Annotated in this window: 14 protein-coding genes; 1 reads left to right on the top strand and 13 read right to left on the bottom strand. The window is 60.9% G+C overall.

The genetic code is table 11. The features are described from left to right. Positions 1 to 1,009: 1,009 nt before the first annotated feature. From ACTJLD_RS40530 to ACTJLD_RS40490, 9 genes are all read right to left on the bottom strand, one after another. Complete coding sequence (locus tag ACTJLD_RS40530; protein ID WP_080465451.1) at positions 1,010 to 1,522, bottom strand: TniQ family protein; 513 nt, start codon at positions 1,520 to 1,522, stop codon at positions 1,010 to 1,012. Next, positions 1,515 to 2,384, bottom strand: coding sequence for a TniB family NTP-binding protein (locus ACTJLD_RS40525; RefSeq protein ID WP_112751254.1), 870 nt, complete (start codon positions 2,382 to 2,384; stop codon positions 1,515 to 1,517). The genes ACTJLD_RS40530 and ACTJLD_RS40525 overlap by 8 nt, the downstream gene beginning before the upstream one ends. 9 nt (positions 2,385 to 2,393) lie before the next feature. Further along, complete coding sequence (locus ACTJLD_RS40520) at positions 2,394 to 4,010, bottom strand: Mu transposase C-terminal domain-containing protein (RefSeq protein WP_440661661.1); 1,617 nt, start codon at positions 4,008 to 4,010, stop codon at positions 2,394 to 2,396. 367 nt (positions 4,011 to 4,377) lie between these two features. Further along, a complete protein-coding gene (locus ACTJLD_RS40515) occupies positions 4,378 to 4,884 on the bottom strand; it encodes a flavin reductase (protein ID WP_226219082.1) in 507 nt (168 codons plus the stop codon). A 165-nt stretch (positions 4,885 to 5,049) separates the two neighbouring features. Next, positions 5,050 to 6,957 (bottom strand): AMP-dependent synthetase/ligase, encoded by a 1,908-nt coding sequence (locus tag ACTJLD_RS40510; protein WP_431643578.1) that lies wholly within the window; start codon positions 6,955 to 6,957, stop codon positions 5,050 to 5,052. Further along, complete coding sequence (locus ACTJLD_RS40505) at positions 6,954 to 7,742, bottom strand: enoyl-CoA hydratase/isomerase family protein (protein WP_011548529.1); 789 nt, start codon at positions 7,740 to 7,742, stop codon at positions 6,954 to 6,956. Before ACTJLD_RS40505 ends, ACTJLD_RS40510 begins: the two co-directional genes overlap by 4 nt. Before the next feature lie 4 nt (positions 7,743 to 7,746). Next, positions 7,747 to 8,901 (bottom strand): LLM class flavin-dependent oxidoreductase, encoded by a 1,155-nt coding sequence (locus tag ACTJLD_RS40500; RefSeq protein ID WP_011548530.1) that lies wholly within the window; start codon positions 8,899 to 8,901, stop codon positions 7,747 to 7,749. 290 nt (positions 8,902 to 9,191) lie between these two features. After that, entirely contained in the window at positions 9,192 to 9,971 is a 780-nt protein-coding gene (locus tag ACTJLD_RS40495) for a creatininase family protein (protein WP_059686305.1), read from the bottom strand. Positions 9,972 to 9,973: 2 nt separating this feature from the next. Next, on the bottom strand, positions 9,974 to 10,738 hold the full coding sequence (locus ACTJLD_RS40490) for an enoyl-CoA hydratase/isomerase family protein (RefSeq protein WP_111940765.1): 765 nt from the start codon (positions 10,736 to 10,738) through the stop codon (positions 9,974 to 9,976). A 218-nt stretch (positions 10,739 to 10,956) separates the two neighbouring features. Between ACTJLD_RS40490 and ACTJLD_RS40485 the strand changes: the two genes are divergently transcribed. Then, entirely contained in the window at positions 10,957 to 11,778 is an 822-nt protein-coding gene (locus ACTJLD_RS40485; RefSeq protein WP_011694458.1) for an AraC family transcriptional regulator, read from the top strand. Between the two features lie 37 nt (positions 11,779 to 11,815). Here ACTJLD_RS40485 and ACTJLD_RS40480 read toward each other — a convergent pair whose 3' ends face one another. The 4 genes from ACTJLD_RS40480 to lpdA form a co-directional block, all read right to left on the bottom strand. Then, entirely contained in the window at positions 11,816 to 13,453 is a 1,638-nt protein-coding gene (locus tag ACTJLD_RS40480) for an acyl-CoA synthetase (RefSeq protein ID WP_226219084.1), read from the bottom strand. A 201-nt stretch (positions 13,454 to 13,654) separates the two neighbouring features. Beyond that, complete coding sequence (ribB, locus tag ACTJLD_RS40475) at positions 13,655 to 14,803, bottom strand: 3,4-dihydroxy-2-butanone-4-phosphate synthase (protein ID WP_011548535.1); 1,149 nt, start codon at positions 14,801 to 14,803, stop codon at positions 13,655 to 13,657. Positions 14,804 to 14,825: 22 nt separating this feature from the next. After that, complete coding sequence (locus ACTJLD_RS40470) at positions 14,826 to 15,335, bottom strand: Lrp/AsnC family transcriptional regulator (protein ID WP_011661374.1); 510 nt, start codon at positions 15,333 to 15,335, stop codon at positions 14,826 to 14,828. A 248-nt stretch (positions 15,336 to 15,583) separates the two neighbouring features. Continuing rightward, the gene (gene lpdA, locus ACTJLD_RS40465; RefSeq protein ID WP_059686297.1) at positions 15,584 to 17,365 is read right to left on the bottom strand and encodes a dihydrolipoyl dehydrogenase; all 1,782 of its coding nucleotides are present in this window, start codon (positions 17,363 to 17,365) and stop codon (positions 15,584 to 15,586) included. Positions 17,366 to 17,544: the final 179 nt, after the last annotated feature.

Raw genomic sequence — 17,544 nt, 5'->3', positions numbered from 1 at the left:
TGTCACGACTTGATACAAATCACGACACGACACCCTGTGCGCGAGAGCGGAAAGCGGTTGGCACGCCGACATTCGCTTTGTCACCTCGTAACCTCGCACATAAAAACTGCGCTTTCATGACATCGTATTTTCATGTTCCGCGCCTCGTCATGCCGAGCGGCGTCAATTTCGCGTCGTCATCCGCGACGACGCGTCTCGACGCCCCGTTACTATCTTCATGCCCCGATAATCGGGGCTTTGGCCAGCTAGGCCCGGCATGATTCTTGCTGCCAGTCGCAGTCCTTATAGGGGGGGGTTGTCACCGGGCCTGGTGTGTGGCTGGTGATCGCTGATAGGGGTTTGGCCGGGATATCCCGATGCCGTCCGTAACGTGGATGCCGAGACTTGCCACTTTTTTTTGCAGGCCATCCCGTTTACTCTGCACAAACTGCGTGAGCGGCCAAACCAGAGCGTAGCAAAACAGCCTGTCGTGAGCGATCGTGCGGCGCTACATATCCAATAGGGACAATGGCCGGGAAACGGATCACTGCGGTGCAGGGCTCATGCATGTTGCCGAGCCAGTTGTACAGTCTCACTTCCGGACCGCCTCATGCCGCCGCTTGCGGCGAGTCTTTTCGGTCGTCGTGACGCTGACGAAATAGCACCGAGCACACCAGTGGCCACGTCGAATCGTATTCGGTGTGGCAAACCATCGATGGCCCTGGGCACATTCCCACTCGAGTCTGGTTGCGCTGTTCACATAGGTCGCCGAGACACACTTCCCACCGCGCTCGACCGCGATCCTGTTCATCAGCTCAAGCCCAAGCTTGACCGCGTCGCGGCTGCACACGGGGCACCAATGCCCCCGAACGATTGCTGCTGGGGCAGCCTCCCAGCGATGGCCGTGTGCGCATTCCCATTTCAGTCGCGTCGCCGCGTTTCGGTATGTTTCGGATAAGCACCAACTGTAGGAGTTCACAATCAATGCTAGCCGTGCCCAAAGGAGTGCTAGCGATGTTCACTAATATTGCTAGCGTAGTGTTTTACTCAGCCTAAGCGGTGGGCATCGATATCGTGATATCGCCCGCAGCGCGGCGTCGAAATTCGGAGCTCTGGCGAAAATCGATTGCGGAACAGTCTCGAGCAGGCTGTGGTGCACCCGGCAGTAGTCGGCTGACGGATCGAGCCACTCCCTCTTCCACCGTGACGCAGTGACATCGGCGTCGTTCAGAACAAGACATCTGAAGCAATACACCAAGTACTTCTGATCGAAGACCCACTCATGCGGCGTCTGGATCATGCTCAGAATACCGTCGTTGAGCCGCGCTGCGCGAGATAGACGGCTCAGGGTTGGGGAGGGAACTGGGGGAAAGAGGATCCAGCCGGCCTTGGTCAGGCTAGGCATCGCTACGCCTGTGCCCGATTCCCAGATCAAGTCTACGCTCGTCTGATACCGCGCCGCGATGCGACCCAACCAGCTACCAAACGCCTCTTCCAGGAAGGGGCGAGGTGCGATGGGCCACGGTCTGTGGGTTTCAGACATGCGCGCGGGCAACTCGTTCAAGGTGGGCGATATCGATGCACTCGTCATCGTTCCTGATCGCCAACTCTGCTGCTTCGTTGAGGATCGTAGATATGGCGCCAGTCAGCCCTCCGCTTATCTCGAGAACGAGCTGGACAATCTCACGTCGCGACAGATTCGATGGTTTTCGTAGCGGCAAGACTTTCTCGAACGCAGCCATGAGCCTGCGAAGACTTTCACTTTCCCTCCACCTTGGGATCTCGAATGGTCTGTAGCGGCTGATCATCTGTGAATCGGTCTGAAGCCCTAGAACGGCATCGCGCGTACCGACAAGGACCATGCTAATCTGCAGGTCGTTGGCGAGGTATTTTAGAAGGTTCAAAGAGGCGCGTTGCTCACGGTACGTTCCGGCGAGCAGGTGATGAACCTCGTCTACGATTAGCATCTGCGGCGACATCCGCCGCAAGATGTCGCGAGCGAGCCGCTCGAGTGTGGCAAGCCCCGCGGCGGGGTTATGTGGCGCACCGAGCTCAAAGAGCAAGGCGGCGTAAAAGCGGTGCTGATCGGGGGTGGGAGGCATCTGTACGCTCACGACCGGACACCGCTCTACCCCGGTTCTCTCGTCGAACTCGCTGGGGTGCGCTCGCCTGAACTTGGCCGTTATCTTGGTTTTCCCGATGTTCGAGTCGCCGTGCAGCAGAAGACACGGCATGCGCTCACGTCTCGGCGTGTCATAGAGCCGCTGCAGTAGCTGCAAGGCTTCAGTCGCTCGGGGATAGTCGATCCACCGGTCACGTAGTAGACCCTTTATGCGATCCTCTTTTCCGAGTAGGACCTGATCTCTTGCTGCGGGTAGCAGATGCGCGAAATCACCTTGCTTCATGCTGGCCCCCTACCACTGTTCAACGTCATACGCGGTAACTGGTGCGTCGTAGTTCACCTGCTCGACCTGCCGCTGTTCAGTGAGTGAAAGATCTTCGATGCTGCTCTTCGGAACCAAACCGCCAGCTTGACGTGCCATGCGGCGTCGCGCTCGAGTAGCGCGCTGGGAAGTGACGACCAGTTGTCGCTGCTGCTCAACAGTCTCGAATATCTCCCTCTCCGATACTGCCCGTTGTCCCCTAGCCCGGATAGCTCGCAAAGCTGCCCGCTGTTCGAACAGCGAGATGGGAGGCCGACGCAAGTCCGCGTATCGCACTTCAACTAAACTGCCTCTGCCAGCGCTTACGAAGATGCGCGAGAGATCTTCTGGGTGATAGCGGATCGTCACGGACCGGCGTGTTTCCCGCCATGCCGCGAACAAGGGATGCCAATAGCGGATCAGGAAGAGCTTGAGGCCGTCCCGCTGAATGGTCCGGGATGCGACTGGCAGGAACCGGATCAGAAACTTCAGTTCGGCATCCGGTTGAGCTGGCAAGCATCGTGAATCCGCTGCTCGCCATGTTTCCTGCCACTTTTGCGCGGGCTGAAGTCCCAACAAACCGCGGTGGGGGCTGCAGTGATAACGCCTGCCGATCTCGACAGCCAGCCACTGCTCGAACTGCTTCAACGTAAGTGAGGCTGTCTTTTCGGCCTGGCGCGCCTTGCGCCCTTTGACTGACGATCCAGTCGAACCAGGGAGGCCACGCACGCGCTCCATCAAGGTCCTGTTCAGCCGCTCGATGTGGCCACCAAAGTGCGGCTTGCCCACCGGTCGGTACATCAGTTCAATGCCGTACTCGCGGCATCCACTGCGAAGGGCACGGCTTTTGAATTCGGCCGCGTTATCAAGATGCAGCGTTCGAGGGATACCGTGCATCGGCCAGTCAGCCTCGACGCCTAGTCTTTCGAGCCACGGCTCTTTCCGCAGAACTACGCGCGAGAGGAGCAAGCTTACCGTCGCAGCCCCCGGCCTCTCCATTGCGACATAAAAGCCAAGCACACATCTCGTAGCAACGTCGAGAGCCACAGACAGCCACGGTCGACCGATAATCTGTCCGTCCAGTTCGCTAACGAGCAGGATGTCCGCTTGCGTGTGATCAACCTGCACGATATCTAACGGATGTCGGACCTGGAATGTGCCTGGGGCAACTGCAGCGTTCGGGAGCGCAGCTCGCGCCAAAGCATCCTGCTCGCGATAGGAGAGCCACCGTCGAGCAATTGTTGACCTGCTTGGAGGCGATAGACCTGCAACGCTGCAGCGACGTTTCACCTCAAGTACAAGATCAGTTGCAGGATGCGCAAGGTGCCGCTGATCTGGGAGCCATTCGTGCACAGCCTCGTCAATGACGCATTCGACGGCGGCGTCCAGTCTGCCCCCGGTTGGCCTACCCGGCTGCCCTGGCTCTAATGTGCTGGCGACCGGATCTGCGAGGAAACGTCGACGCAGGCGATATACGGTGGTGCAGTGAACGCCTAATAGCTGTGCTGCTCGTTCAGCCTGCTGTCGGGAAAGCACGCCGTTGCCAAGCGGTCGAAGCACGGACGCAATCTTCGCTGCTCGAGCGGCCCGCTCTTCGATCGAAGCCATATGGATCCCTATCAATCCACGCGACACGTGCGCTAGCAATATTAAAGAACACGTGCAACGTGCTAGCAACGTTAGTGAACATTGGCCAAGTTTCTGTTGCAGAAACGCAACGGCCAAGCCGCCGCCAGAAAACTTCAAAAAGCCCCTGTTCGCCAGGGCTTCTTTGAGAATTTCCGCTAGCAACGTTTCTGAACACGGCTAGCGCTAATAATGAACGCCTACAATCGTCCCGGTGTAGCTCTCGTCCTTTGCTGACTACGCCACCGCAAACGCACCCATCAGCAGTATCGGCGGACACTGTCAGCAGAAACTTCGAACGGCAACAATCGGCCTGGCCTTGTGGTCGCTGGGGAACGGCCGCGCCGTGTCACGCATGCTGCTGCGGCAGCCGATGATAAGCGCGCCCGTGATAGACGAGGCCCGTACACGCGGAGCCGAGATGTAGCGCCTGCACGGCGCAGAAAAAGACCGTATGTGTGCCGATGTCGATGCTCCGGTCCACCGTGCAGTCGAGACTCGCGGCCGCTGTGGCCAGCACCGGCGCACCCGTGACGAGACGGATCCACTCGCCGTACGTGAAGCGCTCGGTCATCTGGACATCGCCCTTGCCCGCGAAGATCGGTGCAAGCATCTCGTGCTCATGGGAAAGAACGTTGACGCAGATGATGCCCGCCTTGCTGAAGTGTCCATATTGACGGCTGGACCGGCCTATGCAAACGAGCACCGTAGCAGGATCGTCGGTGACGGAGCACACCGCGGACACCGTCATGCCGACATCGCCGGAAGGTGTCGTGGTGGTGATGATATTCACCGCTGCGCCGATACGGGACATGGCTTCGCGGAAGGTCGTGCGGTCGGGGGAAAGTGCTATCACGGCGGTACCTCTCTCGGTGGACGGAACGGCGGTGCGGCTTCGTGGCGGCGCGCCACGGGTCCTTGCATGAAGCATGCGTGGCGAAGTACCCGTGGCGTTGCACCGTTCATCACCCACGCCGCACCGTCGACGGGTTCTCGTGGCCAATTGCGCTGCCGGCGATTCCTATTGCCGGTGAACGGACGCTGCTGTCCCTGAACCGACGAGCTGCTCCTTGATCAACTGCTCTTCGGCATCGTCGTAAAGGCCGGCAATAATGTGCGCGTAGCGTGCCATCAATGCCTTGCGGCGTTTCTTGCGCGTGGCGGTCATCACGCCGTTTTCCGGTGTGAGTTCCTCGGGGAATATCCTGAACGCCTTGATCTGCTCCGCGCGCGCCAACCTCGCATTTGCCTTTTCCACTTCTTCACGGATCAGGTCGATAACGGGCTGCGAACTGGCCAGATCGGCGTACTGCGTGACCGACGGGTCGTGCGTCCTGGCCCAGTCCATGGCGAGCGTGCCGTCGACTTCGATCAACGCCGTCAGATACTTGCGCCCTTCGCCGATCACGAGTGCCTCGGTAATGTACGGACTCTGGCGCAGTTCGTTTTCGACCTGCACCGGGCTGATCGATTTGCCGGCGGCCGTATTGATGAGCTCCTTCTTTCGATCGATCAGCTTGTACGACCCGTCCGCGCCGACGTCGACGATATCGCCGGTGTACAGCCAGCCGTCCCGCAGCGCGGCCTTCGTTTCGGCTTCCTTGTTCCAGTAGCCGATGAACAGCCCCGGCCCCCGAACGATCATTTCGCCGTCCGGCAACACGCGGGTTTCCCAGGCGGGGTCGTCGAGCGGGACGCCGGAGTTGCCGGGCCCCGACCAGTCGGTCACCTGCGCGAGGTTGCCGCCGACCATCTCCGTTTGCCCGTAATTCTCTTTCAGGTTGACGCCCCACAACTGAAACAGCGTGACGACCTCGGGCGGCACCGGAGCGGAGGCCGTGTACGGATAGCGCAAATCGTCGAAGCCGATTCTGGCCAGCAACGGCTTGAACACGTGCTCACGGCAGATGGCGTAGAGCTGTTCCTTGAACGGGTCGCCCGTGCCTGCATCCTGGCGATCGGCCAGCACTTCCCGCGCGATGCCGAGCGCGAGCGTGTAGTTTCTCCGCTCGGCTTCGCTGCTGCCGTTCACGTGGTTGATGATCTGGGTCGCGAACTTCTGATAGAAGCGCGGCGGCGCCATATAGGACGTCGGTCTGACTTCCTGAATGCACTTCGCGAAATCGGCCGACACGTCGACGAAGTAAGGTACCGTCTTCGCGATCAACGGCAGCGTCGTCGCCTGAATGCGCGCGACCGTGTGCGAAAGCGGCAGATGGATCACCATGCGCTGCGGTTCGGACAATATCGCCGGACAGAAGGTCGGCCACGTGAACGCGCCCGCGAGCATCGACACGTGCGTCAGCATCGCGCCTTTCGGCGCCCCCGTGGTTCCCGAGGTGTAACCCAGGCTCACCAGGTCCGTCGGCCGCGCAAGCTCGGACTGCTCACGCAGATAAGCGACTTCGTCGCCGTCAAAATGCGACGCGAACTCGGCGAGTGAAACGACATTCATGCCGGTTTCGTCAGGCGAGCGCTTCCAGTCCGGATCGAGCACCACGATCTTGAGGAGCCGGCTGGACGTATCGGCCGCTTTCATGACCCGAAGCTGTTCGGCACTTCCGGCAAAAGCGAGTGTCGCCCCTGAATCCTCCAGGTAGTAGCGCACCTCCTCGACCGACGCGGTGAAATAGACGCCTACCGTCACCGCGCCCGAGCAGATCGTCGCCATGTCGGCAATCAGCCACTCCTGCGATACGTCGCCCATGATGGCAATCCGATCGCCTCGTGCGACACCGGCCGCGCCGAGGACTGCGGATACGGAACAGACTGCGTTCGCATAGCCCTTCCAGGTGGTGGGCACCCACGCTCCGGCACGCCTCTGAAAGAACGCGTTTGCGTCGGCGTCGTTCTTCACGCGCTCGATCAGCAAGGCCGGAATGGTGGTGGTCGCGAATTGATTGCCGGAAGTCCACGGTGCCGCGCTCATTTCCAGTTGTCTCCAAAGCGCTTGCGCCTTTCGGTAAACGAAGCCACCGCTTCGCGGCGCTCGGGGGAATTGAACGTGATCGTCTCCAGAGCGATCGACGTGTCGAGAAGCAGATGGGCATTCTGCTTGACGAGCTTGTTGACGCAGTACTTCGTCCAGACGATCGCGTCGCGCGGGCCGCTCGCGAGCAGTTCCGCGTAATCGATCGCCGCCTCCAGCAGCTTGTCGCTTTCGACGATCTTGTTGATCATCCCCATCGTCAGCGCTTCCTCCGCGCTGACGAAGTCGCCCGTCATCAGATAGTGCCGCGCGCGGACCGGCCCGAGCAGAAGCGGCCAGATCACCGCACCGCCGTCGCCCGCGACCACACCGGCATTGACGTGCGTATCGGCGAACCGTGCGGTCGGGCTCGCATAAATCATGTCGCAGAACAGCGCGAGCGTCGCGCCCAGGCCCACGGCCACGCCATTGACCGCCGCCACGATCGGCACCTCGACCTCCAGCATGTTTCTTATGAGGTGACGGCCACCACGCGTCGCCGACGGGATATTGCCGTTGTCGATCGACTTCTGGTCGCCGCCCGAGCAGAACCCGCGACCGGCGCCGGTCAACACGATCGCCTTGACCGCTTTGTCGTGATCCAGCTCGACGAATACCCGTTCGAGTTCGTCGTGCATGTCCCAATTGATGGCGTTCAGGATTTCCGGGCGATTCATCGTAACGATCGCGACACCGGAGGACCGTTGTTCGACATTCAGATACTGATAGCGCGAAGACGTATTCATAGGTTCATCCTTGACTTTGCTTCGGGTTGGCGGCCTGCGGACGCATGGCGCGAATCTTCTCGAGCAACTCGTCGGTCGGGCGGACGATATTGTTGCGATCGTTGAAATGCGGAATCACGTAACGGCCCACCATGTCGATCGTCGACATGATCTGCTCGTGCGGCACCGAGTCGATATGCAGCAGCACCTCGTCGATTCCGAGCTTCTCGTATTGCTCCAACTGACGGATGACGGTATCGGGGCTTCCGCACACCGTGGTGGCGGATTCGTTCAGCAGGTAGTCCCAATCTTCGGCGGCGCGCTGCATCGCGGGCACGCTTTCGGCCATGTATGCGTAGTTGTCCGCGAGTTTGGCGAGCCGCGGATACGCATCGGTCGAGATGCGCGCATAGTTCATGATCGCGCCGGCGTAAATGTCCTTCGCTTCCTGGTCGGTCTTGCCGATACCGATGAAGATCGGCATGCCGGCGCGCGGCTTGTGCAACGGCCCGGTCTCATCGCGCTTCCAGCTGTTCCAGTAGGTGTCCAGCAGCCCCTTCTGTTTCTCCCATCCCTGATAAATCGCATGGCTCATCACCGCGAGACCTTCCGAGCCGGCCCAGGCATGGCTGTTCGCACTGGTGGCTGCAACGCCGAGGACGGGATACGGTTTTTGCAACGGCTTCGGCACGAGCGACCGGGGCGGCACCTGGTAATACTTTCCCTCGAAGGTGAACACGTCCTCACGCATCGCTTTGCGCAACAGCGCCATGCCCTCTTCCATTTGCGGCAGGGTTTCCTCCGGCGATACGTTGAACGCGCGCATTGCGATCGTCGTGTTCGCGCGCCCGCAATACATCTCCATCCGGCCTTCGGAGAGGATGTCGGTGGCCGCCAGCCGTTCCGCGGTACGCAGCGCGTGATTGATGGCCTTCGGCATCAGCGCCACGGCAGGACGCAGCTTGATTCGCGAAGTGACGGCCGCGAGATAACCGAACACCACTTCAGGCGCCGAACTCGACACGCCGCCAAGCGCAAAGTGCTGCTCCGACAACGCAACAAAGTCGAAACCCATTTGCTCGGCGAAGCGCGCTTCGCGAACCAGCTCGCGAAGCCTGTTCGAGTAGCTATGCCCGACCTGCGTCTCCTGCTCGGACCAAAAACCGAATTTCAATGGCATTTTCTTTTCCTTGACAGTCGTAATTCGAAAATTCACGGCGCGCGCGAACTGCTGCCGAGGTTCGGGCAGTGTCACGCCGCCAACCAATTAACATCGTCGTTTAACTTGATTTAGAAACAGCCCATCCAGATTGGATAGCGATACTCATCCATCCGGATGCCTTTTCTGTCTTGATGTCTCTTTTGTTTTCGTGAATAGATATTGCCGCACATCCCGCAGCATTTTTTATTCTTTTCATGCCGCAACCTTGCCGATACCGGCAGATCATGCTGCCGGCTCTCCGTCTTTTTCTAGGTCGACGATTCGGCCGCAAATGCCGACGCGAGAAGCCTCGCGGTCGCACGCAAACAGGCCTCGCCGATCTCGCGTGACGATCCTCGCGCATCGCCCAGCACGCCGTTTCGGGAGATCGACGCCACGCCTTCCTTCCACATCCGGTTCAATTGCTCGGTCGTCATGGCACCCACGTGGCCGGCCGTGAGTCGAGCGAGTCGCACACTGTCCGGATCAAGGTGGATCATCAGGGAGGTTTCGGCGATGTCTGCGTGTCCGCCCACGGATTCCGGATCGCCGCCGGCTTCCTCGACGGCCAGTCGCCATTCGCGCAGCCACGCCTGATGATCCGTATAGGCAAGCACCTGGACGTCTGGCCCGACGGCCTGTCGCAATTCCGGCAACATCGCATGAAGGGCATTGAAGTTACCGACATGCGCCGAGAACAGATAGATGCACTTGAATCCATGTGCCGCGAGGCTCACGCAGTAATCGTGGCAGAGCGCGGCATACGTGTGCTCCTGCAACGAGATCGTGCCCGGGAAGGCCATGTGGTGCTTCGAGCATCCCACTCGTATCGTCGGCGCGATCAGGGTTCGCCCCAGCAACGTGGCGATTTCCACGGCCAGCGCGTCAGCATGATCGGCATCCATGCTCAGCGGCAGATGGGGGCCGTGCTGCTCGATTGCGCCGCAAGGAATGATGACGCGATCGAACTGCGTGGCCAATGCGGCCGCCACGCCCTCATACGTCATGCGCGCAAGATGCAGCGTTTCCGACAGTTTGAGATTGCTCACGATCAGGCCTTCTTATTGCGGTTCAGAAATATGGATCTTGCGTCCGCGGTCCGCGCGTTGCCGAGATATCCACGCAGGTCATCGAGCGTCATCTGCAGCAGAGCTTCGTCGTTCATCCGTGGACTCTCGCGCAGCGTTCGCTTGATGGCGGCGAACAGCTGGCGATCTTTGGCGCAAAGCGCGCGGCATTTGGCCAGCGCGTCTCTCAGCGTTTCATCGTGCGGGGAGATCGCGTCCACCGCGCCTATCGCCAACGCTTCTCCGGCCGTGATCAGTTCACCGGAGAAAAGCAGTGAACGCGCGGCACGCCGACCCAGCAGGGCCGCTGCGTGGCGCATGCCTTTTGCCGCGGGCAACAGGCCGTGATTGATCTCGGGAAATCCTAGCCGGGATTCAGCGGACGCGACGACGTAGTCCGCATGCAGCGCCATTTCGAATCCGGCACCCACTGCATAGCCGTTGACCGCGCACACGAGCGGGCTCGGATACTGCTCGAGTTGCGCCAGGAACGCGTGGAACGCTTCCATGCGCGACAGGGCGAGCTCATGGTCCGCCACTTCATTGATATCGCCGCCGGCACAAAAGAACTTCTCTCCCGCCCCGGTGAGCACGATGCCGGGTGGCACGTCGTGTCGAGCGAAGTCGCGGAAGACGGACATCAATGCGGTGATGAGCGGTTCGTTCAGTGCGTTCGCCGGCGGCCGGTCGATCGTCAGTTGCACGACGTCCGCGTCGATCCGTGTGCAAATCAATTCGTCGGTTTTCATACCTGATGTCTCGTGAATTTACATCGAGTCAGTGTAGGTCCGACGGGGCCAAATTTAATTTTGATTTGCCGGCGCCATCGTTGATTCGGCGGATTAAAATCGCGTCAGTCGGATGGCCCACCGTATGTTGCACCGAGGGCGGCGATACGTGAATTCACCGAGGCCAGGCAGGCGCAGAAAGCGAGTGAACCGTGGAACCCAACAATCCTGAAATCGGCATGTCCGCTTCGCGAGCCATGACAGACCCGGTGAAGATCAACTATCAGCCGTTCGATCCGGACTCCGTCGATTTGCCGGTCATTTCCGTTCTCCTGGAGACGAGCGGAAAAGAGGATGAGCTGCCGATGCACGTTCATCGCAAGGGGCAATTGGTCGTCGCATTGAGCGGGTCGGTCATGTGCCGATCGCCGAGCGGATGGTGGATCGTCCCGCCCAACGGCGCGGTGTGGATTCCGGGCGGCATTCCGCACAGCAATCATGCTTCCGATTTCGCCAAGCTGTACGTCATCTTCATTCCGCCCGACGAGGCCGGCCTGCCCACCGACTGCCGCAGCTTTACGATCACGCCGCTCATCCGCGAGTTGATCCGTTCACTGGCCAGGTTTCCGCCCGACTATCCGAAGGACGGCCCGGTGGGCCGGCTCGCCAGAGTGCTGCTGGATCAGCTCGCGCTGCTGGCGCCCGACGACGTCTTTCTCCCGATCTCCGACAATCCCCGTCTTCAACAGATCGCTTCGGCGTTGCTCGACAACCCCGCCGACCGCAGCACGATCGCGGAATGGGGGCGCCGATATGCGATGAGCGAACGTACGCTCGCGCGGCTGGTACGCAGCGAAACCGGCATGACCTTCGGGCGCTGGCGCGAGCGTCTGCATATCATCATTGCGCTTCAGCGATTGTCGGCAGGCGCGTCGGTTCACGCAGTGGCGCTCGAGCTCGGCTATGAAGGTCCGAACTCGTTCATCACCATGTTCAAGAAGACCATGGGACAAAGTCCCGGCAAGTTTCGCGTGGACCAGAAGGAGGCGTCCTCGCGCTGATCGAAACGCGGCGGCTGGCGCTACGCCGCCGCCCCTTTCACAGCTGGCGCGCCCGCTCCCTCAAGTGGAACTTCTGGATCTTGCCGGTCGCTGTCTTCGGCAGCGGCGAGAACACGATGGTCTTGGGCACCTTGAAATGTGCCAGCCGCTCGCGGCAAAACGCGATGATGTCCGCTTCGGTCACCGCCGAATCGTCTTTGAGCGCGATGAAAGCACAAGGTGTCTCGCCCCACTTGTCGTCGGGACGCGCGACGATTGCCGCCTCCAGAACGGCGGGATGGGAATACAGTATGTCCTCGATCTCGATCGACGAAATGTTTTCGCCTCCCGAGATGATGATGTCCTTCGAGCGATCCTTGATTTCCAGGTAGCCATCGGGATGCCATACCGCGAGATCGCCCGTGTGAAACCACCCGCCGGAAAATGCCTCCACGGTGGCGTCCGAATTCTTCAGGTAGCCCTTCATCACGTTGTTGCCGCGCAGAAATACCTCGCCGAGCGTTTGCCCGTCTTTTGGAACAGGCTCCAGCGTATCGGGGCTGGCTACCATCACTGCCTCGAGAGCGGGGCCGCGCACTCCCTGGCGGGCCTTGAGCCGCGCTTTCGCATCGAGATCGAGTGCATTCCACGAGTCGCGCCACACGCATTGCACGACCGGCCCATAGGACTCGGTCAACCCGTAGGCGTGCGTCACGTCCCAGCCCATGCGCTCCATGCCGGCGATCACCGAAGCGGGCGGCGGCGCACCGCCGGTCATGACCTTGACTCCATGACGGATGCTGGCTTTCAGCTCCGGCGCGGCGTTATTGATCATGTTCAACACTACGGACGCCGCACAAAAATGCGTAACCGCCTCGGTGCGGATGGCGGCGAGAATCCGCTCGGCCCGCGTATGGCGCAGAAAAACACTGGTGCCGGCCACCAACGCCATGGTCCACGGAAAGCACCAGCCATTGCAGTGAAACATCGGCAAGGTCCATAGATAGGTCGTGTCCTCGTCCAGATGCCACGATAGTGCGTTCGATACTGCGTTCAGATATGCGCCGCGATGGTGATACACGACGCCCTTGGGATTGCCCGTCGTGCCGGATGTGTAGTTCAGCGATATGGCCTGCCATTCGTCTTCCGGCATCGCGACAGAAAATTCTGTGTGCGCGGCCTCCTGCAGCAACGCCTCGTAGTCTTTTTCGCCGAGCAGATCGCCTTCTCCGAACTGTGGGTCGTCGATGTCGATGACCTGAATGGCGCGGCCGAGCCGCGCCAGGGCCTTCTTCACCGTCGAGGAGAATTCGCGGTCGGTGATCAGCAGCTTCGCGTCGCCGTGGCCGAGAATGAACGCGATCGTGTCGGCATCGAGCCGTGTGTTGATGGTGTTCAGGACAGCGCCGCAAAGCGGTACACCGAAATGTGCCTCGAACAGTTCGGGCGTATTGGCCGCGATCATCGCCACCGTATCGCCGTTGCCGATGCCGCGCCCGCGCAGCGCGCCGGCGAGCATCCGGCACCGCCGGTAGGTTTCGGCCCAGTCGCGGCGTATCGTGCCGTGCACGATGGCCGTGCGCTCCGGCCAGACGGACGCGGCGCGTTCGAGAAACGTCAGCGGCGACAAGGCAATGAAGTTCGCCGGGTCGCGCTCGAGTCCGATCGTATAGGGATTTTCCGCCGTCGTTTTCATGCGGGCCGCCCCGCGGCCACGGCGCTCGCGCGCGCGCCGACGATGTCGGGGTTTTCTGCGTGTCTCATCTCTCCTCCAGTTGCATTTATGGTCACGAAACGCCCTGCGATGAGCGTCACGACTTCATCCGGAACAACGCTCCCGCGATCGGAACGGGACGACCCGATTTCTGCATCGGCACGGCGGCGCGACCGGATGGCGTCAAACTTCCTGATCGTCGTGAATTCGCTCTATTTTTCTCTGCTCGACCATGTTCAAACCGTAGCCCTCCAGGCCCACGATCGTTCTTTCATGATTGGAGAGCAGGATCATGTTCTTCACGCCGAGTTCGGTGAGAATTTGCGCGCCTATTCCGTAATCGCGCAGTTCCGGCTCGGCAGGCTTGGGATGCATCATGGCACGCACCCGCTCGGACACGGCCGTCGGGCGGGATTCGCGGATCACCACGATGACGCCGCGATTCTCGTTCTCCAGCAAACGCGCCGCGCCGCGCAGGGACGCGAGGTGGTGACCGCCGATGACGTCGTTCATGGTATCCATCGCATGCATGCGCACGAGAACGGGGTCGGCGCCCCGTAGATCGCCCATGACGAAGGCGATATGCTCGACCTGATCGATCCGGTTCCGGTAGACCACGATCCGCCAATGCCGTCCATTCGGCTCGGTGAAGCTCCCGTGTTCAACGGCCTCGACGAGCCGTTCCGTTCGTCGGCGATACGCGATGAGATCGGCGATCGTGCCCAGCTTCAGCTGATGCCTCCGTGAAAAGGCGATGAGGTCCGGCAGCCTCGCCATGGTGCCGTCGTCGTTCATGATTTCGCAGATCGCACCGGCCGGTGCGAGCCCGGCCAGCCGGGCGATATCTACCGCCGCCTCGGTGTGGCCCGCGCGCACGAGCGTGCCGCCGTCGCGCGCCATGAGCGGAAAGACGTGTCCGGGAGAAACGAGCTCGTCTCGCCCCGTTTCCGGATTGATCGCCAGCGAAATCGTGCGGGAGCGGTCGGCCGCCGAGATGCCGGTGCTCACACCGTCACGCGCCTCGATCGACACCGTGAAGGCCGTCTCGTGCCGCGAACCGTTGATTCGGCTCATCAAATGCAAACCCAGCGATTCGCAGCGCGAGCGAGTCATCGCGAGACAGATCAAGCCGCGCGCATGCGTCGCCATGAAGTTGACGGCGTCGGGCGTGGCGAATTGCGCGGGAATGACGAGGTCGCCTTCGTTCTCACGGTCCTCGTCGTCGACCAGAATGAACATCCGCCCGGCGCGCGCTTCTTCGATAATCTCCAACGCCGTTGCGATGTCGGCGCGCGAATCTGCCGGCCGGCCGGCGGACATTGCGTTACTCATGAGAGCACCTTACGCGATGTGATCACGACGCCTGCGCCAGTCCATGAATCTGGATAGGCCGCGTCTTGTCGATGGGAAGCGTCGTCTTGTTGGCAAGCCGTTTCAGGACGACGTTCGAGCGAACGCTGGCCACACCGGGAAGCGACGTCAGCTTGTGCGTGATGATGTGTTCGAGTTCGACGAGATCTCTCGCCACCACCCGCAGCAGATAGTCGGTTTGCCCGGTCATCATGAAGCAGTCCATGACTTCGGTGATGCCTCTGACCGTGTCGGCAAAACTCTCCCGCGCCTGCATGCCCTGCCGCTCCAGACTGATCTCGACGATGGCCATGATGCCCAGGCCGAGCAGGGACGCATTGAGCACGGCGACGCGTCGGCTGATTACACCGAGACGCTCCAGATTTCTGACCCTGACGAGACAGGGAGAGGGCGACAGGTTGACTCGAGCCGCCAGTTCGAGATTCGTCAAACTTGAGTCCTCCTGAAGTTCACTCAGGATGCTAAGGTCTATCCTGTCCAGCGCAACGTTCATAGCCCGCGTCTCCTCTTTGCACAAGGCTCCGGTGCCCTGAAGTTCGAACGCTCGCTTGCGCGGCAGAACATCGATTTCCGCTCCAGCAGGCATTCGAACAACATCACCTGATGAACAAGTTTATGCCTGGCAGCTCCGCGGAAAATTCTGATAAAAAGTCGAGTTATCACCAAAAACGGTCATTGTCGCCGCACGTTCGGGAAAACCCGCAACTCGTCATACTTGCGACACGCAAGCCGAGATGGCGATCAGGCCTTTCTGGGCGGCGGCAAGTCCGTGCAGACGCCTTCATACAATTCGGCGGCCATGCCGACCGATTCGCCGAGCGTCGGGTGCGGGTGAATCGTCTTGCCGATGTCTTCGGCGTCCGCGCCCATTTCGACTGCGAGACACACTTCGCTGATCAGGTCGCCCGCGTTCAGGCCCACGATGCCGCCGCCGATCACGCGATGAGTTTCCTCGTCGAAGATCAGCTTCGTGAAGCCTTCGTCGCGGCCGTTCGCGATCGCGCGGCCCGATGCGGCCCACGGGAACACCGCCTCGCCGTACTTGATGCCTTCGGCCTTGCACTGATCTTCCGTCTTGCCGGCCCATGCCACTTCCGGATCGGTGTATGCCACCGACGGAATCTGCAGCGCGTCGAAGTACGCCTTTTCGCCGTGCGCGGCTTCGGCTGCGACGTGGCCTTCATGCACGGCCTTGTGCGCGAGCATCGGCTGGCCGACGATATCGCCGATCGCGAAGATGTGCGGCACGTTCGTGCGCATCTGCTTGTCGACGTCGATGAAGCCGCGCTCGGTGACCGCGACGCCCGCCTTGTCCGCGCCGATCTTCTTGCCGTTCGGGCTGCGGCCTACCGCGACGAGCACGAGGTCGTAGCGCTGCGCTTCCGCGGGTGCCTTCTCGCCTTCGAACTTCACGTAGATACCGTCTTCCTTCGCTTCCGCGCCGACCGTCTTGGTCTTCAGCATCACGTTGCCGAAGCGCTTCGCGTTGAACTTTTCCCAGACCTTCACGAGATCGCGGTCGGCGCCCATCATCAGGCCGTCCATCATTTCGACGACGTCGATCTCGGCGCCGAGCGTCGAGTACACCGTCGCCATTTCGAGGCCGATGATGCCGCCGCCGATCACGAGCATCCGCTTGGGCAGCTGGCGCAGCTCGAGTGCACCGGTCGAATCGACGACGCGCGGGTCTTCCGGCATGAACGGCAGCTTCACTGCTTGAGAGCCGGCGGCGATGATGGCCTGCTTGAACTTGACGATCTTCTTGCCGTTGTCGCCCTGCACTTCCATGTGGAACGGGTCGACGAATGCGCCGATGCCGGTCACGACTTCGACCTTACGCGCCCTCGCCATGCCGGCGAGGCCGCTGGTCAGCTTCTTGACGACGCCGCCCTTGAAGTCGCGCAGCTTGTCGAGGTCGACTTGGGGCTTGCCGAACGTGATGCCGTGCGACGCGAGCGCTGCGGCTTCCTCGACGACCAGCGCCGTGTGCAGCAGCGCTTTCGACGGGATGCAGCCGACGTTCAGGCATACGCCGCCGAGTGTCGAATAGCGTTCGACGAGCACCGTCTTCATGCCGAGGTCGGCGGCGCGGAACGCGGCCGAGTAGCCGCCGGGGCCGGCGCCGAGCACGAGCATGTCGCACTCGATGTCGGCTGAGCCGCCGTAGCTGCCGGCTTGCGGCGCCGGAGCGGCAGCGGCTGCGGCCTGTGCCGGAGCCGCTGCCGGTGCCGCGGCCGCGACGGGCTTGGCGGGCTCTGGTGCTTTCGCCGGTGCGGTGGCGTTTGCGGACGCTTCGACGAGTGCGATCACGGTGCCTTGGGAGACTTTGTCGCCGGCTTTGACTTTGATTTCCTTGATGGTGCCTGCGATGTGGCTGGGCACTTCCATGGATGCCTTATCGGATTCGAGCGTGAGGAGCGTTTGCTCTTTTTCGATCACGTCGCCGGGTTTGATGTTGACTTCGATGACATCGATGCCGTTGAAATCGCCGATATCTGGAACTTTGACTTCGATGAGACTCATGTACGTCCCCTTCTTGTTGGCTACGGAGAGAGGGAATGGAAACTCGCACGATGAACCGGCCACGGCCTGACAAGAGAACGCGAACCTGGGCAGAACCACCTTTGCTGTCCGCCCAAGGACGCGCCTTTCTTTTGGTTACTTTTCTTTGGAAGACAAAGAAAAGTAACCGCCGCCCCGCG

The sequence above is a fragment of the Burkholderia sp. 22088 genome, from assembly GCF_052045915.1.
GTDB lineage: Bacteria > Pseudomonadota > Gammaproteobacteria > Burkholderiales > Burkholderiaceae > Burkholderia > Burkholderia cepacia.
The sequence above is the reverse complement of the archived record's forward strand: the minus strand, read 5'-3'. Positions and strand labels throughout refer to the sequence as shown.